The 25537-nt window shown below is 45.6% G+C and carries 26 protein-coding genes and 2 tRNA genes; 7 read left to right on the top strand and 21 right to left on the bottom strand.

Features of this window, described 5'->3' with window-relative positions:
- The 5 genes from R8O70_RS20185 to mutY form a co-directional block, all read right to left on the bottom strand.
- Nucleotides 1–76 (bottom strand) — tRNA-Thr (locus R8O70_RS20185).
- A 66-nt stretch (nt 77–142) separates the two neighbouring features.
- Nucleotides 143–218: transfer RNA gene (locus tag R8O70_RS20180), tRNA-Phe, on the bottom strand.
- A gap of 100 nt (nt 219–318) precedes the next feature.
- Nucleotides 319–1458: a membrane-bound lytic murein transglycosylase MltC gene (mltC, locus tag R8O70_RS20175; RefSeq protein WP_005381001.1), complete on the bottom strand. Its 1140-nt coding sequence runs from the start codon at nt 1456–1458 to the stop codon at nt 319–321.
- 77 nt (nt 1459–1535) lie between these two features.
- The gene (locus R8O70_RS20170) at nt 1536–1808 is read right to left on the bottom strand and encodes an oxidative damage protection protein (RefSeq protein ID WP_005381002.1); all 273 of its coding nucleotides are present in this window, start codon (nt 1806–1808) and stop codon (nt 1536–1538) included.
- A 19-nt stretch (nt 1809–1827) separates the two neighbouring features.
- Nucleotides 1828–2904 (bottom strand): A/G-specific adenine glycosylase, encoded by a 1077-nt coding sequence (gene mutY, locus R8O70_RS20165; protein WP_017635575.1) that lies wholly within the window; start codon nt 2902–2904, stop codon nt 1828–1830.
- Nucleotides 2905–3107: 203 nt separating this feature from the next.
- Between mutY and trmB the strand changes: the two genes are divergently transcribed.
- From trmB to glsB, 3 genes are all read left to right on the top strand, one after another.
- Nucleotides 3108–3827: a tRNA (guanosine(46)-N7)-methyltransferase TrmB gene (gene trmB, locus R8O70_RS20160; protein ID WP_005384506.1), complete on the top strand. Its 720-nt coding sequence runs from the start codon at nt 3108–3110 to the stop codon at nt 3825–3827.
- A gap of 17 nt (nt 3828–3844) precedes the next feature.
- A complete protein-coding gene (locus tag R8O70_RS20155; RefSeq protein WP_005384509.1) occupies nt 3845–4873 on the top strand; it encodes a TRM11 family SAM-dependent methyltransferase in 1029 nt (342 codons plus the stop codon).
- Between the two features lie 98 nt (nt 4874–4971).
- On the top strand, nt 4972–5892 hold the full coding sequence (glsB, locus tag R8O70_RS20150; protein WP_005381007.1) for a glutaminase B: 921 nt from the start codon (nt 4972–4974) through the stop codon (nt 5890–5892).
- A gap of 90 nt (nt 5893–5982) precedes the next feature.
- On the opposite strand, the gene hemW is transcribed toward glsB, so the two are convergent.
- The 7 genes from hemW to R8O70_RS20115 all read right to left on the bottom strand — a co-directional run bounded on the left by hemW (nt 5983) and on the right by R8O70_RS20115 (nt 11039).
- Complete coding sequence (gene hemW / locus R8O70_RS20145) at nt 5983–7161, bottom strand: radical SAM family heme chaperone HemW (RefSeq protein ID WP_054577161.1); 1179 nt, start codon at nt 7159–7161, stop codon at nt 5983–5985.
- Nucleotides 7162–7179: 18 nt separating this feature from the next.
- Nucleotides 7180–7782 carry an XTP/dITP diphosphatase gene (locus tag R8O70_RS20140; RefSeq protein ID WP_005381009.1) on the bottom strand — a complete coding sequence of 201 codons (603 nt, stop codon included), beginning with the start codon at nt 7780–7782 and terminating at the stop codon, nt 7180–7182.
- 118 nt (nt 7783–7900) lie between these two features.
- On the bottom strand, nt 7901–8332 hold the full coding sequence (locus tag R8O70_RS20135) for a DUF4426 domain-containing protein (protein WP_005381010.1): 432 nt from the start codon (nt 8330–8332) through the stop codon (nt 7901–7903).
- A 127-nt stretch (nt 8333–8459) separates the two neighbouring features.
- On the bottom strand, nt 8460–8750 hold the full coding sequence (gene yggU, locus R8O70_RS20130) for a DUF167 family protein YggU (RefSeq protein ID WP_005393980.1): 291 nt from the start codon (nt 8748–8750) through the stop codon (nt 8460–8462).
- Nucleotides 8750–9307: a YggT family protein gene (locus R8O70_RS20125; RefSeq protein WP_005381012.1), complete on the bottom strand. Its 558-nt coding sequence runs from the start codon at nt 9305–9307 to the stop codon at nt 8750–8752. The genes yggU and R8O70_RS20125 overlap by 1 nt, the downstream gene beginning before the upstream one ends.
- A gap of 52 nt (nt 9308–9359) precedes the next feature.
- Nucleotides 9360–10178, bottom strand: a complete 819-nt coding sequence (gene proC / locus R8O70_RS20120) for a pyrroline-5-carboxylate reductase (protein WP_005381013.1) — start codon at nt 10176–10178, stop codon at nt 9360–9362.
- 159 nt (nt 10179–10337) lie between these two features.
- Nucleotides 10338–11039 (bottom strand): YggS family pyridoxal phosphate-dependent enzyme, encoded by a 702-nt coding sequence (locus R8O70_RS20115; protein ID WP_005384521.1) that lies wholly within the window; start codon nt 11037–11039, stop codon nt 10338–10340.
- A gap of 28 nt (nt 11040–11067) precedes the next feature.
- Here R8O70_RS20115 and R8O70_RS20110 point away from each other — a divergent pair, with 28 nt between their 5' ends.
- Both R8O70_RS20110 and R8O70_RS20105 read left to right on the top strand, forming a co-directional pair.
- Nucleotides 11068–12108, top strand: coding sequence for a type IV pilus twitching motility protein PilT (locus tag R8O70_RS20110; RefSeq protein ID WP_064377329.1), 1041 nt, complete (start codon nt 11068–11070; stop codon nt 12106–12108).
- A 30-nt stretch (nt 12109–12138) separates the two neighbouring features.
- Nucleotides 12139–13245, top strand: coding sequence for a PilT/PilU family type 4a pilus ATPase (locus R8O70_RS20105; protein WP_005381016.1), 1107 nt, complete (start codon nt 12139–12141; stop codon nt 13243–13245).
- A gap of 61 nt (nt 13246–13306) precedes the next feature.
- Here the strand turns inward: R8O70_RS20105 and ruvX are convergent, their stop codons facing one another.
- The 8 genes from ruvX to metK all read right to left on the bottom strand — a co-directional run bounded on the left by ruvX (nt 13307) and on the right by metK (nt 20033).
- Nucleotides 13307–13732, bottom strand: a complete 426-nt coding sequence (gene ruvX, locus R8O70_RS20100) for a Holliday junction resolvase RuvX (RefSeq protein ID WP_318184329.1) — start codon at nt 13730–13732, stop codon at nt 13307–13309.
- A gap of 35 nt (nt 13733–13767) precedes the next feature.
- Nucleotides 13768–14331, bottom strand: coding sequence for a YqgE/AlgH family protein (locus tag R8O70_RS20095; protein ID WP_005381020.1), 564 nt, complete (start codon nt 14329–14331; stop codon nt 13768–13770).
- A 127-nt stretch (nt 14332–14458) separates the two neighbouring features.
- A complete protein-coding gene (gene gshB, locus R8O70_RS20090) occupies nt 14459–15409 on the bottom strand; it encodes a glutathione synthase (protein ID WP_005381021.1) in 951 nt (316 codons plus the stop codon).
- A 13-nt stretch (nt 15410–15422) separates the two neighbouring features.
- A complete protein-coding gene (gene rsmE / locus R8O70_RS20085; protein WP_025768830.1) occupies nt 15423–16154 on the bottom strand; it encodes a 16S rRNA (uracil(1498)-N(3))-methyltransferase in 732 nt (243 codons plus the stop codon).
- Between the two features lie 113 nt (nt 16155–16267).
- Nucleotides 16268–16963 (bottom strand): deoxyribonuclease I, encoded by a 696-nt coding sequence (endA, locus tag R8O70_RS20080; protein WP_025768831.1) that lies wholly within the window; start codon nt 16961–16963, stop codon nt 16268–16270.
- A gap of 149 nt (nt 16964–17112) precedes the next feature.
- Nucleotides 17113–17610, bottom strand: a complete 498-nt coding sequence (locus R8O70_RS20075; protein ID WP_005384539.1) for a SprT family zinc-dependent metalloprotease — start codon at nt 17608–17610, stop codon at nt 17113–17115.
- 68 nt (nt 17611–17678) lie between these two features.
- Complete coding sequence (locus R8O70_RS20070) at nt 17679–18476, bottom strand: DUF2189 domain-containing protein (RefSeq protein ID WP_005381026.1); 798 nt, start codon at nt 18474–18476, stop codon at nt 17679–17681.
- Between the two features lie 402 nt (nt 18477–18878).
- Complete coding sequence (metK, locus tag R8O70_RS20065) at nt 18879–20033, bottom strand: methionine adenosyltransferase (protein WP_005384541.1); 1155 nt, start codon at nt 20031–20033, stop codon at nt 18879–18881.
- 315 nt (nt 20034–20348) lie between these two features.
- Here metK and tkt point away from each other — a divergent pair, with 315 nt between their 5' ends.
- Entirely contained in the window at nt 20349–22343 is a 1995-nt protein-coding gene (gene tkt, locus R8O70_RS20060; RefSeq protein WP_005381028.1) for a transketolase, read from the top strand.
- Between the two features lie 91 nt (nt 22344–22434).
- Here tkt and R8O70_RS20055 read toward each other — a convergent pair whose 3' ends face one another.
- Nucleotides 22435–23328: a LysR family transcriptional regulator gene (locus tag R8O70_RS20055; protein WP_005384543.1), complete on the bottom strand. Its 894-nt coding sequence runs from the start codon at nt 23326–23328 to the stop codon at nt 22435–22437.
- A 140-nt stretch (nt 23329–23468) separates the two neighbouring features.
- On the opposite strand from R8O70_RS20055, the gene R8O70_RS20050 reads away from it, so the two are divergent.
- A complete protein-coding gene (locus R8O70_RS20050; protein ID WP_318184328.1) occupies nt 23469–25427 on the top strand; it encodes a ligand-gated channel protein in 1959 nt (652 codons plus the stop codon).
- Nucleotides 25428–25537 lie beyond the last annotated feature (110 nt).

Raw genomic sequence — 25537 nt, 5'->3', positions numbered from 1 at the left:
TGGTGCCGACTACCGGAATCGAACTGGTGACCTACTGATTACAAGTCAGTTGCTCTACCTACTGAGCTAAGTCGGCACACTTTATTCTTTGTGCTTTTGTCCGTGTTATAACATTTCGTTAAGACACCAACAAATCAAATTGTGGTGCCCGGAGGCGGAATCGAACCACCGACACGAGGATTTTCAATCCTCTGCTCTACCGACTGAGCTATCCGGGCAACGGAGCGCTATTAAACGGATTTTCCCGCGTTGCGTCAACCACTTTTTTTAAATAATTTCAAAAAAGTGGTTGTTCGAACGCTTTTTATTCAACTGTCACTACAAAGTTTGCTTCGAGTTAAATTCCTTTTTGAAATTTGTAACTTTTTCTAGGTAGCGACGCGCTTCTGCGTTCGGGTGTTTCTTGGTTAACGCCCAATAAACTTGGTTGGGTTGCAATGAATTAAGATCTTGCATTGCGCGTTTGCGATCACTGCGATGAAATGTGTTTAAAACTCCTCCAGTACCGCCATTGTAAGCTGAAATCATGCTGTACTCGAGAGAGGTAGGGTGGCGGACTTCTCTTAAATAACGATTTTTTAAGATATAGAAATACGCAGTACCAGTATCTATGTTGTTTTCTGGATTAAACAAATATTCAGGGCTTGGTTGGCCCGAGCGCTTTTTCACGAGTTTGAACACATCTCGTCCCGCTGTTTTAGGTACAACTTGCATTAGGCCATATGCATTTGCCCAACTTACCGCGTATGGGTTGAAACTGCTCTCGGTTTTAATAATGGCGTATATCAAGTCTTCTGGAATGTCGTATTTCTTGGAAGCTCGACGCACGATATCGGCGTATTGGTAGCTGCGAGTTGAAAAGTGGTCTTCAACCATGGGAATTTCGACGTAATACGCTTTCTTGAAATCTACATTTTTGGTTTTTATTTTATTTGCGATGAGGTATTCCGCAAATCGGTTTGCCCGCCAAGACCATTGAATTGGCTTATTGTCTTGGTCGACAACTTGTTTATACAGGAATGGTTGCCCCTCTAACGTGATACCTTTAGAGGAGAATAAGTCGACGTGAGCGGGATCGTCTGGTGTTAATAAGGTGGTGACAATCGCGTCTTTTAGGTGTTTTTGGGGCTCGGTCGGTGATACGGTCTCTATCGTGATCACGCCTTTGCGAAAGTCGACCTCGGCGCGGCTAAGGTAGTTATCGATGTACTTAACGTAATTACTCTTGCCTGCGTACTTGATTTCTTTTTTACCCCAGCGCTTTTGAATATTGCCTGAAAAGCTATTGATTAAGGCATCTAGCGCCGCAGTATCTTTTTCAAATTGTCCTGGTAGCTCAGCTAAGTTATTGGCAAAACGGTTTGTTGGCTCGTAGTTGACGTCATAAATCTTTTCGACGAATTCACGGCTACAGCCTGCCATTAAAAGTGCGGCAGCAATAAAGACAATTTTTTTCATAAGTATCAGAGTTATTGAAGGTAATAGAAAAATGACACCACAAATGGTTGTGATGTCATTGTTTAACTCAAGCGACTTTATTCGCTCGGCGGTGTGTAACCTTCGATATGAACGTCTTTTCCTTCAAAGAGGAAATTTACCATTTCTGTTTCGATCAGTTTGCGGTGTTCTGGATCCATCATGTTGAGTTTCTTCTCGTTGATCAACATGGTTTGTTTGTGTTGCCACTGAGCCCACGCTTCTTTCGAGATGTTGTCGAAAATGCGTTTACCTAGTTCACCAGGGTAAAGTTGAAAGTCTAGACCTTCGCCTTCTTTCTTTAGTCGAGCACAAAATACAGTGCGGCTCATAATGACTCCTTGTATTCAATTAACGAAGTTCGTGGGGTAGCGTTTCCAGCAATAGTTTTACTGGCGCGGCTAAACCGACTTCTTCAGGTTTAGATAAGTTATACCAAAGACCTTTGTTGCCTTCCATTATCACGTCCGGTTGCTTTGATAAATCAATCAAAATTGGCGTGATATCTAGGTGGTAATGGCTGAATGTATGACGAAAGGTAATCAGTGTTTGCTTCTGTTTGATATTGCTGGCTTGAATGCCGCGTTGATCCAGTAGCAATTCAATGTCGCTTTCTGCATCCACATGTTCGGTTTGTGGGAAGCAGAATAAGCCACCCCAAATGCCTGTTTGTGGTCTTTGCTCCAACCACACCTCATGACCATTTTCGGTGTTGTGGTGAAGCATCACGAAACGAGTTTGCTTGATTGGTTTATCTTTCTTCGGTTTTTTGCCCGGGTAGTCGAGCACATTACCTTGTTGTTTTGCCACACACAGGTCAGCAACAGGGCAGAGGCTACATTTGGGTTTGCTGCGAGTGCAGACCATTGCGCCCATGTCCATCATTGCCTGGTTATACTTATCTACATCCGTTTGTGGGGTATGCGTTTCGGCAATTTCCCACAGCTGGTTTTCAACCTTTTTTTGTCCTGGCCATCCTGCAACTGCGAAACAGCGGGATAGGGTGCGCTTCACGTTACCATCAAGAATCGCGTGTGGTTGTTTATACACAGACGATAAAATGGCGGCAGCAGTAGAGCGACCAATCCCCGGTAGGGCGTTCATTTTCTCTATATCAAGAGGAAACTCACCATTGTATGTAGAGGCGACCTCTTGTGCTGCTTTGTGAAGGTTACGGGCTCGGGCGTAATACCCTAAGCCAGTCCAAAGGTGTAGGACTTCATCTTGCTCAGCATTGGCAAGATCGATTACGGTTGGAAAGCGCTCCAAGAAACGTTGGTAATACGGAATAACCGTAGTGACCTGAGTTTGCTGAAGCATAATTTCAGACAACCAGACACTGTATGCGGTCTTATTTTGTTGCCACGGAAGATCTTTTCTTCCATATGCGTCATACCATTCTAGGATGGCACTGGCGAAAGGTGTCACGACTTGCTCTGTATTCTATTATTGGTTAGGTGCAAAATTGCACCACATAATGGGCAAGAAGTACAACGGATAAACAGTAGGGATATAAAGAGGTGTTTCGTTGCTTTTGGATTGCCATAGACCAAGAGCTCAACAAATACTTGCACCTAAGTAAATTCTTTGGATAATCCCCGCTTTGATTAATCAATGTGCAGGCAAAATCAATGAGTGAAGTAACCACTAACGAATACAACGAAGACGGAAAGCTGATCCGCAAAATCCGCAGCTTTGTACGCCGTGAAGGGCGTTTGACTAAAGGTCAAGAGAGCGCGATGAATGAATGCTGGCCTACGATGGGTATTGACTTCAAAGCTGAACTTCTCGATTGGAAAGAGGTGTTTGGCAACGATAACCCAGTAGTGCTTGAGATCGGTTTTGGTATGGGTGCTTCATTGGTTGAAATGGCAAAGAACGCGCCAGAGAAAAACTTCATCGGTATCGAAGTTCATAGCCCAGGCGTGGGTGCTTGTCTTGCCGATGCTCGCGAAGCGGGAATTACTAACCTGCGTGTAATGTGTCACGATGCGGTAGAAGTATTCGAACACATGATCCCAAATGGCAGCTTATCGACACTGCAATTGTTCTTCCCAGACCCTTGGCATAAGAAGCGTCACCACAAGCGTCGTATTGTTCAATTAGGTTTTGCGGAAATGGTGCGTGAGAAGCTTATCCCTAATGAAGGTATTTTCCACATGGCGACCGACTGGGAAAACTACGCAGAGCACATGATTGAAGTGATGAACCAAGCGCCTGGTTTCGAAAACATTGCTAAAGATGGTGATTTCGTTCCTCGTCCAGACGATCGCCCGCTAACGAAGTTTGAAGCTCGTGGTCACCGTCTTGGTCACGGTGTTTGGGATATCAAATATAAGCGTATTGCGTAACCAGAGGAGTTCATGGGATGTACCATTACGCGATATTAGCGAATCCGGGTCATAACCGAATTTACTTTGATAGCGCAATGACCATTGCCTGTTCTGAGCTAAAAGCAATTTTAGCTTCACAAGGCGTGGATGTGACAGAAATTGGTAGTAAAGACGTTGGCTTACCTGCTGCGTTGGTGTTTTCTTGTCAGGAAGCGCTAACCGATGAGCAGGCGCGAAGAATCGCAGCCTCTTCGATTTACTATGCGCTATTTGAAGTGCGCGAAGATGGTTTACTTCGACCAGTTCAAGCGCCCGTATTTAACACTTTCCCGGAAAGTATGAGCCAGATTTTGCGCTACACCGGGAAAACAAACGAGCAGTTTACCCGTTTGATGGTGAATATCGGCATTAGTGCGTCCAATACGGGAAGTGAACAACTGACCTTAATGGATCCAATGTGTGGTAAAGGTACAACCTTATTTGAAGGCTTGATCCACGGTTTGAACGTGGTAGGGGTTGAGATCAACGCCAAGTGGGTGCAAGAGATCCAGACCTTTATTGTTAAGTTCATGAAGAATGGCCGCTTTAAGCACAAAGTGAGCAAAGAAAAGCGCACTGCGGGTGGCAAGAAAGTGGCGGATGGTTTCGTGGTTGAAGCTGCAGCAAATAAAGAAGATTACAACCAAGGCAATCTTCAGTTTATGAAGCTGTATTCGGCTGATACTCGTATCGCTGATCAAGTCGTGAAAAAGAACTCAGTTGATGTGATGGTGTCTGATCTGCCTTATGGCGTGCAGCACGGCAGCAAAAATGCCAAGGACAGCAAACTGAACCGTAGTCCACTAGAGCTTTTAAAAGAGGCTCTGCCTGCATGGAAAGTGGTATTGAAAAAGCAAGGTTCAGTGGTGTTGTCTTTCAATGAATTCACATTGAAATGGAAAGATGTCGCGGCATTATTTGAAGAGCAAGGTTGGAAGGTACTTTCAGAAGAGCCTTACATCGGTTATCTTCACCGTGTTGATCAATCTATCAACCGCAATATTATTGTGGCAGTAAAACCATAATCGACTTGAGTCGAACGAACCCTATGGAAAAGCCAACGACACGTTGGCTTTTTTTACCTCTGAGCTCAACGAGTTCTCTTGTAAATAGAAGGTAGAGAATGAAACCGACAGTGGAAATTTTGACAGATATTTTGGCGGAAGTACGCCCTTTAATCGGCCAAGGTAAAGTGGCTGATTATATTCCTGCTCTGGCAAAAGTACCCAGCAACAAGTTAGGTATTGCGGTATACACCAACGAAGGTGAGGTTATTAAGGCGGGTGATGCCGATGAACCTTTCTCTATCCAATCTATTTCAAAAGCATTGAGCTTGACGTTAGCGATGTGCTTGTACAAGCAAGAAGAAATTTGGTCTCGAGTGGGAAAAGAGCCTTCGGGGCAGGCATTTAATTCGCTAATCCAGCTAGAAATGGAGCAAGGTATTCCTCGTAATCCATTTATAAATGCTGGAGCGATAGTAGTGGCAGATTTGTTACAAACTCGCTTATCTGCACCTCGTCAGCGCCTGTTGGAATTTGTGCGTCAGCTTTCTGGTGATACCCATATTGTGTATGACAAAGTCGTTGCGGCATCCGAAATGATGCATGGTGATCGTAATGCGGCGATTGCATATCTCATGCGTTCGTTTGGCAACTTCGAAAATGAAGTGATTCCAGTACTACAAAACTACTTCCACGCTTGTGCGCTGAAGATGAGTTGCGTCGATTTGGCTAAAACGTTTAGCTATTTAGCAAACAAGGGCACATCGGTACAAACGGGTAAGCCTGTAGTTTCTCCTGTGCAAACCAAACAACTTAATGCACTGTTAGCAACGTGTGGCTTGTATGATGGCGCGGGCGAGTTTGCTTATCGCGTTGGAATGCCTGGTAAGTCTGGTGTTGGTGGTGGCATTATCGCGGTAGTACCTGGTGAAATGACCATTTCAGTATGGTCTCCAGAGCTTGATCCTTCAGGTAACTCGCTTGCGGGTACTAAGGCGCTTGAGCTGCTCTCAGAGCGAATTGGCCGTTCAATTTTCTAATGTTGGAAATGTGTCAACCTTATTTAGGACGGCACAGTTTCTAAATAAAAAGCCTCTCAATTGAGAGGCTTTTTTTGTTTTGGGGTTGCGTTACTCTTCGCTTTCTTCGGCCATAAAGGCTTCGAGCAAATCATTAAGGAAGAGCTTCCCTTTTTCAGTAATTTGCCAGTGGGTAGGCGTTTCACTCAGGTAGCCCATTTCTATCGCCCAGTTGATGGTTTCTTGAATCGTACTGAGCGGTAAGCCCGTAGTGTCTACATAATCTTGCTTCGGACAGGCTTCGATTAAGCGGAATCGGTTCATAAAGAACTCGAATGGACGATCTTCATCCAGGACGACATGTTCTGTATGCAGATAAGGTTTGACCATATTTTGATAAGCCGCTAAATAGCCTCGCGGGTGTTTTACCTTTGTCGTTCGAATAATACGTCCGTCGGTAAAACTGAGTTTGCCATGAGAGCCACAACCGATACCAAGGTAATCACCAAAGCGCCAGTAGTTGAGGTTGTGCTGACACTGATAGCCCGGCTTACTGTAACCGGAGATTTCATACTGCACATAACCCGCAGCTGCAAGTTTTTGGTGTCCGAGCTCGAAAATATCCCACAAGTCATCATCGTCAGGTAGCGTTGGTGGCTTGTAGTAAAACATGGTGTTTGGTTCGATGGTCAGCTGATACCAAGACAAGTGCGGCGGTGCCAACTCAATCGCTTTGTCCAAATCTGCCAAGGCTTGTTCGATGCTTTGATCAGGTAAGCCGTGCATGAGATCGAGGTTAAAGCTGTTCAAACCGATTTGGTGCGCCAGCTTAGCAGCATTGACGGCTTCGTCTTGGCCGTGAATGCGCCCCAAACGCTCAAGCTTCTGCTGCTCAAAGCTTTGCACGCCGATAGAGATACGCGTTACCCCGGCTTTACGGTAGCCAACAAAACGCTCTGCTTCGATGGTGCCTGGGTTCGCTTCCATGGTAATTTCGATTTCAGGCTTGAACGGAATACGCGCTTCAATGCCCTTAAGTAGACGCTCGATACCTTCTGCCGAAATCAAACTCGGCGTACCACCACCAATGAAGATTGAATGCAGTGGACGTGGCGCTTCGTTAAGTCGGTATTTCTCAATGTCGGTATCCAAATCTTCTAAAAGGGCACTGATGTACTCTTCTTCTGGAATCTCGGTTTTGAGCGCGTGAGAGTTAAAGTCGCAATACGGGCACTTTTGCACACACCACGGGATGTGTACATACAAGCTGAGTGCTGGGGGCGTTAACATGGTCTAATTCGCTCGTGATTACTGAGACACTTGCTCAGACAGTTGAGCAAACAACGACTTGAGCGCTTTACCGCGGTGAGACAGTTGTTTCTTACGTGCAGGTTCAAGTTCGGCTGACGCACAGTTGTCTTCAGGAACAAAGAAGATTGGGTCGTAGCCAAAGCCATTTTCACCGTGTGCTTCAGTTAGAATTCGGCCTTCCCATTTACCGTGACAGACGATAGGCGTTGGGTCGTTCTCGTGACGCATGAGGACTAATACACAGTGGAAACGTGCTGTACGCTCTGCTTCTGGTACGCCTTCCATTGCCGCTAGCAATTTTTCTAGATTCTCTTGATCAGATGCGCTCTCGCCTGCGTAACGTGCAGAGTAAATGCCCGGAGCGCCTTTTAAGAAATCGACTTCTAAGCCAGAGTCATCTGCAATCGCAGGAAGCCCTGTTTCTTGTGCGGCATGGCGAGCTTTAATGATTGCGTTTTCAATGAAAGTTGTACCCGTTTCAGCTACTTCCGATACATTGAATTCACTTTGCGCTAATACTTCAAAGCCGAAGTCAGACAACAAATCTGCCATTTCACGAACTTTGCCTTGGTTACCAGTTGCTAGCACAATTTTTTTCATGGGAATCTCTTTTAATAGTGATAGAGGAGAACAAATCGTTCTCCTCTAGATATTCTTTAACTAATAAGTGGTTTTTAGCCTGCTTAGATCCAAAAGCTTTTGGAACATCACAACCCAATTACTCTTCAACATAAAACTTCTGGGTGAATTTAAGCTTACCTGAGCCTTTGTTTCCAGCTTTTACGTCAATATCGAAAGTAAAAGTTTCTTCGTGGGTAATTGGCAGTTCGGCTAAATAGTATATCGCATTGCCTTCTTTGACTTCACGAAAGGTCAAGGTCTGAGTTTGGCCGATAAGGTTCTTCGCGCGTCCAGCAATTTTTGCTTCTAATGCTGGCTTACCCAATGAAGCTCTATCTAACACGCTAATATTAACCACAGCGAGGTATCCATTACGTTTGATATCGTAGCTACGTGCGACTTTGGGTGTTAGGAATGTTGAGTTAAACGCGACATAGTGTACTTCGATATCTTTCATATTTTTAAACTGATCGGCGAAGCTTGGTAACGACAACAGGCTAATCAGTAATGCGGTAATCCATTTGCTCATTGTTACTTCCTCAAAGCACTTGTTATAAAACAACCATAGCTGCAATTTTACCTTGGTCAGGGGTAAAAAATGCGTACTCAGTCGTTGGTATTAGTAAGTGTGGTACAAAATCGTAAATAAAAAGCCATCATAAGATGGCTTTAATTTCTGTCGGTATCTGGGTAGGCGATTCTATCCGAATTTGTTTGTGCCGTCCTAATTCACCTTTTTCTATGTGAACCAAGCCCTTAGCGATTTTAAACTGCTTGGCTAAGAACTTAGTTAGGTGTGCATTAGCTTTGCCATCGACAGGTGGAGCAGTAATGGCGATTTTTAGCTCTTCACCATGCAAGCCAACGATTTTATCGCGGCTAGCTTTAGGTTGAATATAGAGCTTCAGGATGATGTCCTCACCATCTTGCCAAACTGCAGCTGACATTATAGCTGGAACCAAATTGGACCAATGATATCGCCCATTAAGAAGTTCGCGAACTGCAAGCCGATAAATAACACCAGTACGCTTAAATCAAGACCACCAATAGCCGGAAGAATACGACGGATTGGAGCGCACATTGGCTCGGTCAGTTGATGGAATACGTACTCGATAGGGCTGCGGCCTTGGCTTACCCAGCTCAAAATTGCACGGATCAATAGTACCCAGAACAATAGGCCACCTGCGGCTTTGATTAATGATAATAAGCCCAAGAATAAGAAGTCAGCACTGAAAGAGACGGAACCGTTCGAAGCTATTAGGATAAGCACGACAAATTTAAGCACACACAACACGTAGGCAAACAACACGGTTGCTAGGTCAATATTCCCCACGGAAGGGATAACGCGGCGCAATGGACCAATGACCGGCTGAGTCGCTTTTACTATAAATTGCGAGAATGGGTTGTAGAAGTCTGCGCGCGCAGCTTGCAACCAAATTCGCAAAATTACGACCATGATGTACAGGTCAAATAGGGTTGAGATGAGAAAACTCATTGAATTCATAAGGTACCCTTAACAAGTGATGGATGATACTAAACGGAGTTCATCCAAATAATTAAAACAGTTTTTCCATTTCTTCCGCGCGAGCCACAGCAGCTTGCATGGCTTTAGCGACAATATCTGAAAGTTGATGTTCGTTGAATGTACGCAGTGCTTCTGCCGTTGTCCCACCTTTCGAAGTTACGTTCTCACGCAGGGTCGATAGCTCAGTTTCTGGGTTGCTAACCACCATACTGGCCGCGCCCAGTGCAGCTTGCTGAACCAATAGTCGAGCGGTCTCTTTATCAAAGCCTTGCGCAATCGCTTCTGCTTGCATCGCTTCCATAAACAGGAAGAAGTATGCTGGAGCACTGCCCGCTGCGGCAATCACATTATTGATGCCAGACTCTTGCTCAACCCAACATACTTTACCGACCGCTTCCATTAACTCTGCGGCAAAAGCTTTGTCGTGCTCGGTTACATGAGTTGGTGCGAACAACCCACTCATACCCAATCCAAGTTGTGATGGCGTATTTGGCATAACACGAACCAAGTTCAATTTGGTGGCTAGCATATCATCCAATCGTGAACAGTTGATGCCTGCGGCAATAGAAATCACCAGTTTATTAGTGAAATCGATCGATTGCAGTGGTTTACAGACATCCGCCATCATTTGCGGTTTTACAGACAATACCACCACATCCGCCTCGGTCGCAGCTTGGATGTTATCGCTGGTGGTACGGATGCCAAAATCTTGTTCTAGCAGAAGGCGGCGAGCCTCTGAAGGAGCCGTCGCGGTAATGTTTTGCGCTGGGTATCCGTTAGCAACCAAGCCGGAAACAATGGCTCTCACCATGTTGCCAGCACCAATGAAGGCGATTTTTTTATGTTCCATTTGTCTGATTTCCATCATGATATTTAGAATTTGTTGTGCGCTCAGGTGTATAATGGCGCCGCTGTTACTTACTGCTCCTATTGGCGAGTAAGATGATTGCGCATTTACGCTCTAACGATTGGCGACATAACTTATGTCGCGAGTGAGCGTTTTGTTGATTTAGCTGTAGTCTCGTGCGCCGAAAATAGCGGTTCCAATACGAACCATTGTACTACCAGCTTCGATTGCAGCGGTCATATCACCACTCATTCCCATTGATAATGTATCGATTTCCGGGAACTGTGCTTCGAGTGTTTGCTTCAACGTAGCCAACTTCTGAAATTCACGGAGTTGTGATTCGTAGTCAGACACGTTGGCAGGAATCGACATCAACCCTCTTAAAGTGAGGTTAGGTAGGCGAGAAATCAACTCCGCCAGCTCGAATACTTCCGCTTCAGTGACACCAGACTTAGATGCCTCACCACTGGTGTTAACCTGAATCAGAACTTGTAGCGGTTTAAGTTCGCTTGGACGCTGATCATTCAGGCGTTGAGCAATCTTGGTTCGATCGATGGTGTGAACCCAATCGAAATGTTCGGCAACAAGTCGCGATTTATTCGACTGAATCGGGCCAATGAAGTGCCATTCGATTCGATTATCTGGATAATGCTCGGCAAAGTGCTGAACTTTACTGACGCCCTCTTGGACGTAGTTTTCACCAAAGGCGGTTTGTCCCGCTTGGTAGGCTTCGAGAATTGCCTCGACAGGTTTAGTTTTGCTTACCGCTAGAAGTTGCACTGACTCTGGAGTTCGACCACATTTTTGCTCGTCATATCGAATTTGAGAGGTGATATGTTCAATATTTTGTTGAATACTACTCATAGCTGTACTTTAGACTTAAGGATTTTAAATGGATATCACTGAGTTACTGGATTTTAGTGTAAAACATAATGCCTCGGATCTACATCTTTCTGCAGGTGTCCCACCAATGGTTCGTATTGATGGGGATGTGAGAAAACTAGGCATTCCAGCGTTTACACACCAAGAAGTGCATCGTTTGGTTTTCGAAATCATGAACGATGCCCAACGCAGTGAGTTCGAAGAAAAACTCGAAGTCGATTTCTCTTTTGAGTTGCATAACGTTGGCCGTTTCCGTGTCAACGCTTTCAACCAATCTCGCGGTTGTGCGGCAGTATTCCGTACCATTCCAAGTAGCATTCCAACTCTGGAAGAGCTAGAAGCGCCAGAGATCTTCAAAAAAATTGCGAACGCTGAAAAAGGCTTAGTTCTGGTCACTGGCCCAACAGGTTCAGGTAAATCGACGACCTTAGCAGCCATTGTTGACTACATTAACCGTAATCACAACAAGCACGTACTCACAATTGAAGATCCGATTGAATTTGTTCACAACAACAATAAATGTTTGATCAACCAGCGTGAAGTTCACCGTGACACCCATAGTTTCCAAAACGCACTGCGCAGCGCATTGCGTGAAGACCCGGATGTCATTCTGGTTGGTGAGATGCGTGACAAAGAAACCATCAGCCTTGCGTTAACGGCGGCGGAAACGGGGCACTTAGTGTTCGGCACGTTACATACCAGCTCGGCGGCAAAAACCATTGACCGTATTATCGATGTGTTTCCTGGTAGTGATAAAGATATGGTTCGCTCGATGCTATCTGAGTCCCTTCGTTCGGTTATCGCGCAAAAGCTTCTGAAGCGTAATGGTGGTGGCCGTATTGCATGCCATGAAATTATGATGGCAACGCCTGCGATTCGCAACTTGATCCGCGAAGACAAAGTCGCGCAGATGTATTCGGTCATTCAAACAGGTGCGGCTCACGGCATGCAAACCATGGAGCAAAATGCTCGTCAGTTAATGGCGCAAGGCATGGTTGCTCGTGAAGAGGTCGATAGTAAGATCGGATTAGAAGTGCAGCAATTCTCGTAACGTTCATACAGATAATGGTGAATACGGAAGATGGATCTAGATAAATTTCTCGAAGGCATGTTGGCGCTGAAAGCGTCGGATCTTTACATCACGGTTGGAGCGCCAATTCTATTTCGTGTGGATGGCGAATTGCGTCCGCAAGGGGAAAAACTCACCGAGAGTGATGTGGCTGCATTACTCGACAGCGCTATGGAACCAGATCGGCGTCAGGAATTTCGTAAAAGTCGCGAGTCGAATTTTGCCATTGTGAGAGATTGTGGCCGCTTCCGTGTGAGTGCCTTTTTTCAACGCGAGTTACCAGGCGCAGTGATTCGTCGTATTGAAACTAATATTCCTACTTTTGAGCAGTTAAAGTTACCGTTAGTGTTGCAAGATTTGGCGATAGCTAAGCGTGGTTTGGTGCTGGTGGTCGGTGCTACTGGATCGGGTAAATCGACCACCATGGCGGCGATGACAGGCTATCGAAACAGCAATAAAACCGGGCACATTTTGACGGTCGAAGATCCGATCGAGTTCGTGCATGAACACAAGCGCTGTATCGTGACTCAACGTGAAGTTGGGTTAGATACGGAAAGCTATGAAGTTGCGCTTAAAAACTCGCTGCGCCAAGCACCAGATATGATTTTGATTGGTGAGATCCGTAGCCGTGAAACAATGGAATACGCGATGACCTTCGCCGAAACGGGTCACCTGTGTATGGCAACGTTGCACGCCAACAATGCAAACCAAGCTTTAGAGCGCATTCTTCACTTGGTACCGAAAGATCAAAAAGAACAATTCTTGTTCGATTTGTCGATGAACCTAAAAGGCGTGGTTGGTCAGCAGCTGATCCGAGATAAAAATGGGCAGGGACGTCATGGTGTATTTGAGATCTTGCTAAATAGCCCACGTGTGTCGGATTTGATTCGTCGCGGAGATTTACATGAGTTGAAGTCAACCATGGCTCGCTCAAATGAGTTTGGTATGCTGACGTTCGATCAATCTCTTTATAAGTTAGTGATGCAAGGTAAGATCAGCGAAGAGGATGCACTACATAGTGCCGACTCAGCGAATGATCTGCGCCTGATGTTGAAAACGCAGCGTGGTGAAGCATTCTCTACGGGCAGTTTGGCAAACGTTAAGATCGATATGGATTAATCCAATCCAGAAACAAAAAAGGTTGGCAGAAGCCAACCTTTTTTCATTGTGCTTGAAGTGTTTACTCACCCCAAAGGGCTTCAAACCAGCTTTCTAGAATCACCACCGCTGACTGGCAGTCAACATTACCTTTCGATAGGGCTTTGTAGCCGCCCATGCTGAACAACTCCGCACGAGCTTCTGCAGTAGATAAACGCTCATCATGCAGCTCAACAGGCAATCCGTATCGGCCTTGCAGACGCTTAGCAAATTTTCGTGCACGAGGGGTTATGGTCTCAAGGTCTTTACCATGCAGATCGGTCGGTAAACCGACCACTAGCAAATTTGGTTGCCACTCTTTGATTTGCTTTTCGATATCGTCCCAGTTTGGAATACCGTCATTGGCTTTAAAGGCTTTTAATGGGGAAGCTGTACCAGTAATTTCTTGGCCAATAGCGCTACCAATGCTTTTGGTTCCAAAGTCAAAAGCCATAATTGTGCGTGACATAAGGTGTCTCTATCTAATGTAACTGTATATTTGGACTAAGCATGTCCAGAGTCTGCTGAAAGGTGACTTGGGTCGATACCCAGCTTTTCGACCGCTTTCTTCCAACGCTCGTTGATTGGTGTATTAAAGATAATTTCAGGCGTCGCTTCAATGGTGAGCCAAGAGTTTTCGACCAGCTCACTTTCTAATTGGCCTGCACTCCAACCGGAGTAGCCAAGTGCCACTAAGTAATCACTTGGTTCTGCTTCTGTTCCTAACACCGACAGAATATCACGCGAAGTGGTTACCGCGAGGTCATCGGTCATTTGGACGCTGGACTCGTAGTAATCTTTGGGTTTATGCAAAATAAAGCCACGATCTTCCGAGATTGGGCCGCCATTATAAACTGGTCTATCTAGACTGGCTTCAAATAGGCGCGGGTGTACTGGCTGAACTTCCACCTGCTTGAGCATGTTGCCGACGGTGATATCAACAGGAGCATTGATCATCAGCCCCATAGCGCCGTCTTCGTTGTGCTCACAAACGTAGATCACGCTGTTTTGAAAGTACGGATCTTTCATCCCAGGCATGGCAACCAAAAAGTGATTTGTGAGATTCATACTCATACTGACCCTTAACTCTCGTAAATGCCCTTAAGCAAACATCATACAATTTACATCTAGGTATGTGCATGAGTTTGCTTAAGTTAATGTACTACGCTCTCTATTAACTGTAATACAGTTTGAGTTATTCGCCTTTTACTCGACGCTCAATCGCATCCATCAGCTTGCCTGTGATTGAGATATCAAAAGCTGCTTCAATTTCGCGAATACAGGTTGGGCTGGTGACGTTGATTTCTGTTAGCTTGTCGCCAATTACGTCAAGGCCAACAAAGATAAGGCCTTTTTCTTTCAGTGTCGGAGCAACGGTTTGCGCAATTTTGAGGTCGGTTTCGCTTAGCGGACGAGCTTCACCAGTACCACCAGCGGCTAGGTTGCCGCGCGTTTCGCCTTTAGCAGGAATGCGTGCTAGACAGTAAGGCATAGGTTCGCCATCTACCACTAGGATACGTTTGTCACCGTTGCTGATGTCTGGCACGAAGGTTTGTGCCATTGCGTAGTTTTGACCGTGGTTAGTCAATGTCTCGATGATTACAGAGACGTTTGGATCGTTTTCTTTTACACGGAAGATGGACGCGCCACCCATACCATCAAGCGGTTTCAGGATGACATCACCATGTTTTTCACGAAATTCTTTAATTTTTTCTGCTTTTCGCGTCACGATCGTTGTAGGTGTCAGCTCTGGGAACCATGCTGTAAACAGCTTTTCGTTACAATCACGTAAGCTTTGAGGCTTGTTAACGATCAGTGCACCCTGTTCTTCTGCACGCTCAAGGATGTAAGTCGCGTAGATGTATTCAGTATCAAACGGAGGATCTTTACGCATTAGCACCGCGTCTAGCTCAGACAGTTCGATAGTTTGCTCTGATTTGAACTCGTACCAACCGTTTGGATCTTCTTTTAGTTCTACCACTTTAGTATCTGCAATGGCAACGCCTTGATCGAGATGCAGATCATTCATTTCCATGTAGTGGATTTCATAGCCGCGTCGTTGCGCTTCAAGCATCATGGCAAAGCTAGAGTCTTTTTTGATGTTAATGGACGAGATTGGGTCCATTACGATACCGAGTTTGATCATTATTTTTCTCCGTTTAACCAAGATCGCCGAAACGAACTTGTAAGGCTGTAATTGCTGTCAGAGCCGCTGTTTCGGTACGCAGAACGCGAGGGCCGAGTAGCGTTTCTTCAAATTGGTATTCTCGAGTCATCTCGATTTCTTCAGACGATAAACCGCCTTCAGGACCGATCAGTAGGCGCACTTTTTCAACCGGGGTTGGCAAAGTGTTGATTGAGTATTTAGCACGAGGGTGAAGGTTAAGCTTTAAACCATCGTACTCTTCTTTACACCACTCTTCCAAGCTCATAATTGGACGAATTTCGGGCACGACATTACGCCCACATTGCTCACAGGCACTGATGGCGATTTTCTGCCATTGCGCGAGTTTTTTCTCAAAACGCTTTTGGTCAAGCTTGACACCACAACGTTCAGAAATCAGAGGAGTGATGGTATTGACGCCAAGTTCAACAGACTTTTGGATGGTGAACTCCATCTTATCGCCACGTGAAATGACTTGACCAAGGTGCAGATCTAAAGGGGATTCAATACTGTTTTCTACGCGCTCGGTGATGTTAACCAAAACTGATTTTTTGCTGACTTCACTGATAACCGCTGGGAACTCTGCGCCACTGCCGTCAAAAAGGAGAACGTCTTGGCCTTCTTTCATGCGCAAAACACGACCGATATGGCCTGCTGCGTCGTCACTTAAAGCAAGTGAGCCAAGTTGATGAATGGTTTCTGGATGATAAATTCGAGGGGTACGCATGAGATTTCCAGCAAGAGAATAAACTTAAACCCTAACATGGATGCTTTGCACCGAAAAAACAAGGGGCAAGAAGCGTTTCAATATCAGTAATTGAAACGCTTCGAGGTCGGAGGTTACAGTGCGCGGCAGGCTTCTTGAACAAATGGGTTGTGATTGCCCTGTACTTTTGCAATGCGCTCGTCACGCTCACATTCCCATTTATCGACAGGATAGGTTTTGTTCCAAGCACTCATTAATTGCGTTTGCTGCTTCGACAGTTTGAAACCGTACTCTTTGCTCATGTATAGATAGGTACGAGCAATTGAGCCACGCGCACGGTCTGGTGGCATGACTTTACGCTGCTTAAAGTTCACTTGCATCTCACAGCGACCATAACTCACGCCATCCATACCGTTCCATTGGCTGAAGTTGTAGTTCGAACGGTCACCGTTTACTTCACCAATAGCAGGAGTTAGGTTGTGCAAGTCTGCTTCCATCAAACGAAAAGTTTTGTCTTTTTTCTTACAGTTTTTACGTCCGCCATCTTGCCAGCATTGACGCTGGTGGCCAAATTGCCACGCAGGAACCACATGCTCCCATTCGATTCGTGCAGCCCGTTTTTCTTGTTTACGGACTTGGTAGCCGCAAGAGGCTAAATCGGGTAAGCCTTTCTTGCCTTGCCATTGAATGTTACAGCCACAGTAGAAGCTTGTTGGATGGTCTTGATAAATTTTGACCGCCTCACGTTTGGCTGCAGAGAATGAGCTCGGTGGCGCGGCAATCGCAGTGCTAGAAAGCGCGATAAGCAACAGAGAGAATAAGTATTTCATGATAAAAGTCTTTATAAAGTATGACTTTATTCATGATAACACGCATAAAATAGCTTTAGTGATGAGTAAGTTAACAATAGTTGGCGAAGGGAAGGTTTTGATCAACCGATCTTTATTTTGGGAACGCAAGTAACACTATGAGGTAAGGGCTACGATAATTGAATGCCGGTGAAGTTAAGTGGTTGGCGGCATTTTTGACAAGAGTACGTCGCCTCTTCGCGCAGCACTTTATTATGACGGCGAATCGATAGAGGGTAGGTCATACAACCACAACGATACTCAAAGGTTTTACCTTGAACGGATTTTACTTCAAAGCTGTGAGTGGTTTTGGCTGGTACGTTAAATACGGCTTCCATGACGCCTTTCCATTCTTTACCGTGAGGCCTAACTCGCCCGTAAACCTGATAAGTAATCAGGTGTGCTACTTCATGAGGAATGACTTCATCTAAGAATGCTTGGGTGTTTTCGCGAAATAAAACAGGGTTTAGGCGTACTTGATTTAATTGAAGGTAGGCTTTTCCTGCCGCTTTCCCACGAACGTCGAAGGTGATTGTTGGAATCGGGAAAGAACGTTTGAAAGCTTGTTCCGCCATCGCGATACAGTCCGCCATCACTTGCTTGGCTTTATAGCTGAGTTCTATATCCACAATTCACCTCGATAAATCAAATAAAAAAGCCCCCGCATTTGCGAGGGCCAGATCATAGCATCAGTTAATTATGGTGTGTGTTTTTTCTTGATGGTGGCATGGTAAGCGTGCCATGTACCGTAGCCTAGAATTGGCATGGTAAACAACATTCCGATCCCGTAGGTCGCAAAGCCGATAAGAATACCGCCACAGATGATCGCTGCCCAAACAATCATTGCTGGAATGTTGGATTTCACGGCATTAAAGCTGGTAAATACAGCGGTCATCATGTCTACGCGACGCTCCATCATGAGCGGAATAGAAAAGGCTGAAATACTAAACACCACACAAGCCAAAACAAAGCCAACTAAAGAGCCGATGACAAGGAAGGGTAGAAACTCACTTAAAGGTGCCCCTTGAACAGAAGGGTAGAGCGCATGAAGTAGAGCGGCAATGCGCATCCAAAATATCATACACACTGCGAGTAACACGGCGAACGCCCATTGAGATGTTGAGTTACGACCGATCGCTTTCATTGAATGGAACAAGCTTGCTTTGTGTCCGCGCTCTCTCTCCCAACTGGCATCATACAAGCCGAGCGCGAGAAACGGACCGATTAACATGTAAACAATCAAACTGGGCATGACGACCAAGTGTGTGCCTTGCCACTGTACGAGCAAAACAATGCCTATGGCTGCTGCCATAAAACAGATGCCATAGAAAGCACTAATAAGCGGCATTCGCACGAAATCATGCAGACCTAATGCGAGCCAATGAAAAGGTGCAGAAAGATTGACCGTATTGCACGGTATGGTTCTGGCGTATTCGTTGTCTGGCACTTCCTTTCGCTTGTTGTGGAAGTCCGATGGATTAACAGTTCGAGGCATAACTCCTCCTTGATTTATTCCCACATTATCCGCTTATACCAACTGACAGCGGTTTTTGTTCAGTCAAACTTGAAGCGACTTTTTCAAGTTTACATCTGAGCATTGGCTTAGTTTGGTATCGGCCATAAAGATGCCTGACTCATGTCTTTACTTAAGTGTGCTTCCACAGTCGCCAGCATCCGACGTCTCTATTTAAATTGGAGTTAACAATATTTTAACTATTGGCGGAGATGGGATAATTTACAAATAATTGCTTAAAATTTATTCGGTATAAAAAATGAGGGAGAAACAGGACTGCTTTGTGGGTCAGGGCGGTATGAGCCGAAATGGCTGGATAAAAGTTGCTGAAAATAAAAAGCCCCCACCATAGGCGAGGGCTTGATTGATTCTTGCTTGGCTTGATTATTTGATGCCAGCGAAATCGCGTAGAAGTGCAGCTTTGTCTGTCGCTTCCCACGGGAATTCTTCACGACCGAAGTGACCGTATGCCGCTGTCTTCTTGTAGATAGGTTGAAGAAGGTTAAGCATTTCTTGTAGACCGTATGGACGTAGGTCGAAGAATTGACGAACCGCTTCAATGATGATGTCGTGAGGTACTTTCTCAGTACCGAACGTTTCCACCATGATAGACGTTGGATCAGCAACACCGATTGCGTAAGAAAGTTGGATCTCACAACGGTCAGCCATGCCTGCCGCTACGATGTTTTTCGCTACGTAGCGTGCTGCGTATGCTGCACTACGGTCAACTTTTGATGGATCTTTACCAGAAAACGCACCGCCACCGTGACGAGCTGCGCCGCCGTAGGTATCTACGATGATCTTACGACCAGTTAGACCACAGTCACCCATAGGACCACCGATTACGAAGCGACCGGTTGGATTAATGAAGAAGTTTGTTTCTTTGTTGATCCACTCAGAAGGTAGCACTGGCTTAATGATCTCTTCCATTACCGCTTCACGCAGGTCTGAAGTTGAGATTGAATCACAGTGTTGAGTTGAAAGAACAACCGCGTCGATACCAACGATGTTACCTTGATCGTATTGGAATGTTACCTGAGATTTTGCATCAGGACGCAACCAAGGTAGTGTGCCGTTTTTACGAACTTCTGCTTGCTTTTGAACAAGACGGTGAGAGTAAGTAATTGGCGCTGGCATTAGTACTTCAGTTTCGTTACAAGCGTAACCAAACATGATGCCTTGGTCGCCTGCACCTTGTTCTTTAGGGTCAGCTTTATCAACACCTTGGTTGATATCTGGCGACTGTTTACCGATTGTGTTTAGTACCGCACAAGAATCTGCGTCAAAGCCCATATCTGAATGTACGTAGCCGATTTCACGAACGGTTTCACGAGTTAACTCTTCGATGTCTACCCATGCTGAAGTCGTGATTTCACCACCCACCATTACCATACCGGTTTTAACGTAAGTCTCACATGCAACACGAGCCTTTGGATCTTGCTCTAGAATCGCGTCAAGAACCGCATCAGAAATCTGGTCTGCAATTTTATCTGGATGACCTTCTGATACTGACTCAGAAGTAAACAGGTGCTTAGCCATGTTAGCTCCACTATATCTGGTTTAAAACTGGGGAATGATAAACTCTCCAGCGCAAATTAATACTAATTTTTGTAGGTGTATCTACATCTAGACGTCTATTCTAAATTTGATTGCTCGAATTACAAGCTCTTTTTTGGTTTTTGTTATAACCAAACGTTTGCCTGATTTATTGATAATTTTAAGAACTTCGAACGATTTGGCGCGAAAGGTGCAATATTTGTGAGGTTTTGGACTGGAAAACGTTTGCACACCCAACAGGGCTTTGAGAGAATTATGACCTACTTTTCGTTTCGCTTAATGTACTCAGGAGCAGACATGTCGTCTCGTAAACATCTTGCCAATGCAATTCGTGCTCTAAGCATGGATGGTGTTCAACAAGCTAACTCAGGCCACCCAGGCGCACCAATGGGTATGGCTGATATCGCTGAAGTTCTTTGGCGCTCTCACCTAAACCATAACCCTTCAAACCCAGAGTGGGCCGACCGCGATCGCTTTGTGCTGTCAAACGGTCATGGGTCAATGCTTATTTACTCTCTACTGCACTTAAGCGGTTACGAGCTATCTATTGACGATCTGAAAAACTTCCGTCAATTGCACTCAAAAACCCCAGGTCACCCAGAGTACGGCTACGCGCCTGGTATCGAGACAACAACGGGTCCTCTAGGTCAAGGCATCACTAACGCTGTTGGTATGGCGATCGCAGAGAAAGCACTAGCGGCACAGTTCAACAAAGAAGGTCACGATATCGTTGACCACTTTACGTATGTGTTCATGGGTGACGGCTGTCTAATGGAAGGCATCTCGCATGAAGCATGCTCTCTTGCTGGGACGTTAGGTCTAGGCAAACTGATCGCGTTCTGGGATGACAACGGCATTTCTATCGACGGTCACGTTGAAGGCTGGTTCTCTGACGATACACCTAAGCGTTTTGAAGCGTACGGCTGGCATGTAATCCCAGCAGTCGATGGTCACGACTCAGACGCGATCAACGCAGCAATTGAAGCAGCAAAAGCGGACCCACGTCCTACGCTTATCTGTACCAAAACAATTATCGGTTTCGGTTCTCCTAACAAGTCTGGCTCACACGACTGTCACGGTGCACCACTAGGTCACGATGAAATCCAAGCGGCTCGCGAATACCTAGGTTGGGAGTACGGCCCATTTGAGATCCCGGCAGATGTTTACGCTGAGTGGGATGCAAAAGAAGCGGGCGCCGCGAAAGAAGCAGCTTGGAATGAAAAATTCGAAGCATACGCTGCAGCTTACCCTGCTGAAGCGGCAGAGCTTAAACGTCGTCTAAACGGCGAACTTCCTGCACAGTGGGAAGAAAAAGCGAACCAAATCATTGCTGATCTTCAAGCAAACCCAGCGAACATTGCATCACGTAAAGCATCGCAAAATGCACTAGAAGCGTTTGGTCAAATGCTTCCTGAGTTTATGGGTGGTTCTGCTGACCTAGCGCCTTCTAACCTGACCATGTGGTCTGGTTCTAAGTCTCTAGAAACGGAGGACTTCTCTGGCAACTACATCCACTACGGTGTACGCGAATTCGGTATGACTGCTATCATCAACGGTATCGCATTGCACGGTGGTTTCGTTCCTTACGGCGCAACATTCCTAATGTTCATGGAATACGCTCGTAACGCAATGCGTATGGCTGCGCTGATGAAAATTCAGAACATCCAAGTTTACACGCATGATTCGATCGGTCTTGGCGAAGATGGCCCAACTCACCAACCTGTTGAGCAAATGGCGTCTCTACGTGTGACTCCAAACATGAGCACATGGCGCCCATGTGACCAAGTTGAGTCTGCAGTTGCATGGAAACTAGCGATTGAACGTAAAGATGCACCAACTGCACTTATCTTCTCTCGTCAAAACCTAGCGCAACAAGAGCGTACTGCTGAACAAGTCGCAGACATCGCGAAAGGTGCTTACATCCTGAAAGATAGCGAAGGTAAGCCTGAGCTAATCCTTATCGCAACAGGTTCTGAGGTTGAGCTTGCAGTGAAAGCCGCTGAGCAACTAACTTCAGAAGGCAAGAAAGTACGCGTTGTTTCAATGCCATCAACAGACGCATTCGACAAACAAGACGCTGCTTACCGTGAATCTGTACTGCCATCAGACGTAACGGCACGTATCGCTATTGAAGCAGGCATTGCGGATTTCTGGTACAAGTACGTAGGCTTCGACGGTCGCATCATCGGTATGACAACATTCGGTGAATCAGCACCTGCTGGTCAGCTATTCGAGATGTTTGGCTTCACGACTGAAAACGTAGTGAACACAGCTAAAGAATTGCTAGCGTAATTGCAGGACCGTCTAAACAGTCGAACGTAAACGACGATTGTTAAACGCTAAAGTTAGAAAGGCCATCATTATGATGGCCTTTTTATTTTTGTCAGGCTTTCCAACCTTGTGGAATGCTTTGGTGAATGCAGTCTAAAAGTACGGATAAGCGCAGTGGTGGTCGTCCTGCTGGTGTATAGCAGTTAATGGAAATAGGCTCAGAAAGCCAACCTTCTAAGCAAGGTGTGATTCGCCCTGGGTGATGTTTCTCATAGCCGCATGCTGTCCAAGTCGGCAGCAGTCCAATACCATGACCATTCGCGATACTGTCTATTTGCATTGCTATGTTGTCGCTGTATAAGCGACTAACAAAGGGTTCTAAAAAGAACTCACCGTGTTGAGGGTGTGCTAGCATCAATCCATTTTCTTGCACTGAACCAAAATCGATCCATGGATGTGCTTCAAGTTCTTTGGGGTGCGGTATAGGCCCATGTTGTTTTAGATAATTTGGAGAGGCAAAAGGCGTATAGCGAAATACCCCCAGCACTTCTTTTCGCCAGTCTAGCTCTTTACGTTCACCGAGCCAGATGAACAAATCTGGGTCATGATGCGCCTCAGAAAAGTCACTGGTAAGTTGAACTCTAACATCGGGATTATCAGCAAGAAAACGATTGAGTACGCCGCCGAGCCAGCTTCTAACTAAGGCAGTATGACAAACAATATGCAGTGGCCCTGAAACTTGGTTCGTTAAACCTTGCAGTGCATCATAACTCTCTTCGCTTAACTCAAGAATCTGGCGGCTGTAGTGGGCAAAGATTTCTCCAGCTCTTGTCAGAACTAATCGATTACCTTGTCTGGCGGTTAGAGCCTGACCGAAGTCTTCTTCTAATTGTGCCAAGCGACGACTTAGCGTTGATTTTGGCTGATTAAGGGCTTTAGCAGCGGCTGTCAAACTTTTATGCTGATTGAGCGCATCAAAGGCTCTAATTGATGCTAAGTCGTGCATATTTCTTTTACTCCTTACTGCGTTATGTACGAGTTCCATAAATGGAAAGAACCGTTCCATAACTCTCACTATGCATCTCATTCTATTTGTGAATAATTCACTTTCGAAAATAATAATCATTATCAATTATGGAGATGTAGATGTCTACTCTTAGACTGCCAGTTATTACCGCAACTGGTATTTTAGCCTTCGTCAGTGTCCCTCATGTTTTTGCCAATGATGCAGTTTCTAAAATGGAAACAGTGGTTGTAACTGCATCAAGTTATGAGCAATCTCAAGCGGACGCGCCTGCAAGTATTAGTGTGATTTCACGTGAGGAGTTGGACTCCCGTTATTACCGCGATGTGACTGATGCACTAAAAAGTGTGCCAGGTGTTGTCGTGACAGGTGGTGGTGATACCACCGACATTAGTATCCGTGGTATGGGTTCTAAATACACTTTGATACTGGTCGATGGTAAACGTCAAAGTACGCGTGAAACTCGTCCAAATAGTGACGGCCCTGGTATCGAACAAGGTTGGTTACCTCCTCTTCAAGCGATTGAGCGAATCGAAGTTATTCGTGGCCCAATGTCGACGCTTTACGGTTCTGATGCGATTGGTGGTGTGATTAACGTCATCACACGAAAAGATGCGCTAGAGTGGACGGGTAATGTTCAACTGGGCACGGTACTACAAGAGAATAGTCGCTCAGGGGGAGAGCAGAGCGCGAACTTTTTCGTTAATGGTCCGTTGGCTGAAAATTTATCTCTCCAAGTATATGGTCAGTACACAACCAGAGAAGAAGATGACATCGAATACGGTTATGAAGATAAAGATATGCAGAGTATCTCTTCAAAACTGACTTACCAGATTAATGATCGCCACTCGGTGCAATTAGAGGGCGGCACTTCGGCACAAAGTCGTCGTGGCAATGTGGGCCTTTCAGTGCCGACCACAGGGTGTCGTGGTGGGTGTGAAGATTCACTGAATGAATATCGTCGTAATTACGTAACGGTAAGCCACAACGGTGATTGGGATTCGGTGGGAATTTCAGATACTTACTTACAGCGAGAAGAGAGCGAGAACAAATCTCGTGAGATGACGATCACCAACACCACGTTCAAATCGAGCTTGGTGACTGGTATTGGAAACCATACGTTGACGACGGGTGTGGACGCTACTCATGCAGAGCTTGAGGATTTCACCTCCAACAAAGCGTCATCGAAGACTGAAACATCGAATACGCAGTGGGCTGTTTTCATTGAAGATGAATGGAGAATTGCTGATCCGTTTAGCGTTACGCTTGGCGGCCGTCTAGATCATGACGAAAACTATGGCGCGCATTTTAGTCCGCGTGTTTACGGTGTATGGCGAGTAGCTCCGTCTTGGACGGTGAAAGGCGGTGTGGCAACAGGTTTCCGTTCTCCACAATTACGTGAAATTACTCCTGGCTGGGCGCAAGTCAGTGGTGGCGGTAATATCTACGGTAACCCAGATCTTGACCCTGAAACGTCGCTAAACAAAGAAATCAGCGTCTTGTATCAAGGTGATTCTGGCTTAGATGTCTCTTTGACAGCGTTCCATAACGAATTCAAAGACAAGATCACACGTGTTGTTTGTCCAGACACTATCTGTACTGATGGTCCAAACCAATGGGGCGCAGATCCAACGTACCGTATTAACGTGGATGAAGCCGTCACACAAGGTATTGAAGCGACCTTAGCATCGCCGTTAACGGAAACCATTTACCTTAGCTCGAGCTACACATTTACCGACTCAGAGCAAAAAACAGGTGAATACAAAGGCATGCCGCTGCAGCAGTTACCAAAGCATCTGTTTAATGTGGATGTGACTTGGCAAACGACAACAGATCTAGAGAGCTGGGCGAAAGTCACGTACCGAGGTAAAGAAATGGATCCGGTTACTGGCCCATCAAGAAACAGTATTGTAGAACCAGCTTATACCTTTGTGGACGCCGGTGTGACATACCAGTTAACCGACAATACTCGTATTAAAGGCGCTATCTATAACTTGCTGGACGAGGAAATCAGTTACGAAGAATACGGATATATTGAAGATGGTCGTCGCTACTGGTTAGGTTTAGACGTCGCATTTTAATTATCTATCGTTGTAATAAGGTCGAGCATAGTCTCGACCTTTTTTAATCCTGCTTTACTGTGATTCAACAGGTGCGTTTGTCAGCCTGATCAGGTAGTATCTGTGACACG

This window comes from Vibrio sp. 779(2023) (genome assembly GCF_033344285.1).
In the GTDB taxonomy this organism is placed as follows: Bacteria; Pseudomonadota; Gammaproteobacteria; order Enterobacterales; family Vibrionaceae; genus Vibrio; species Vibrio alginolyticus.
The sequence above is the reverse complement of the archived record's forward strand: the minus strand, read 5'-3'. Positions and strand labels throughout refer to the sequence as shown.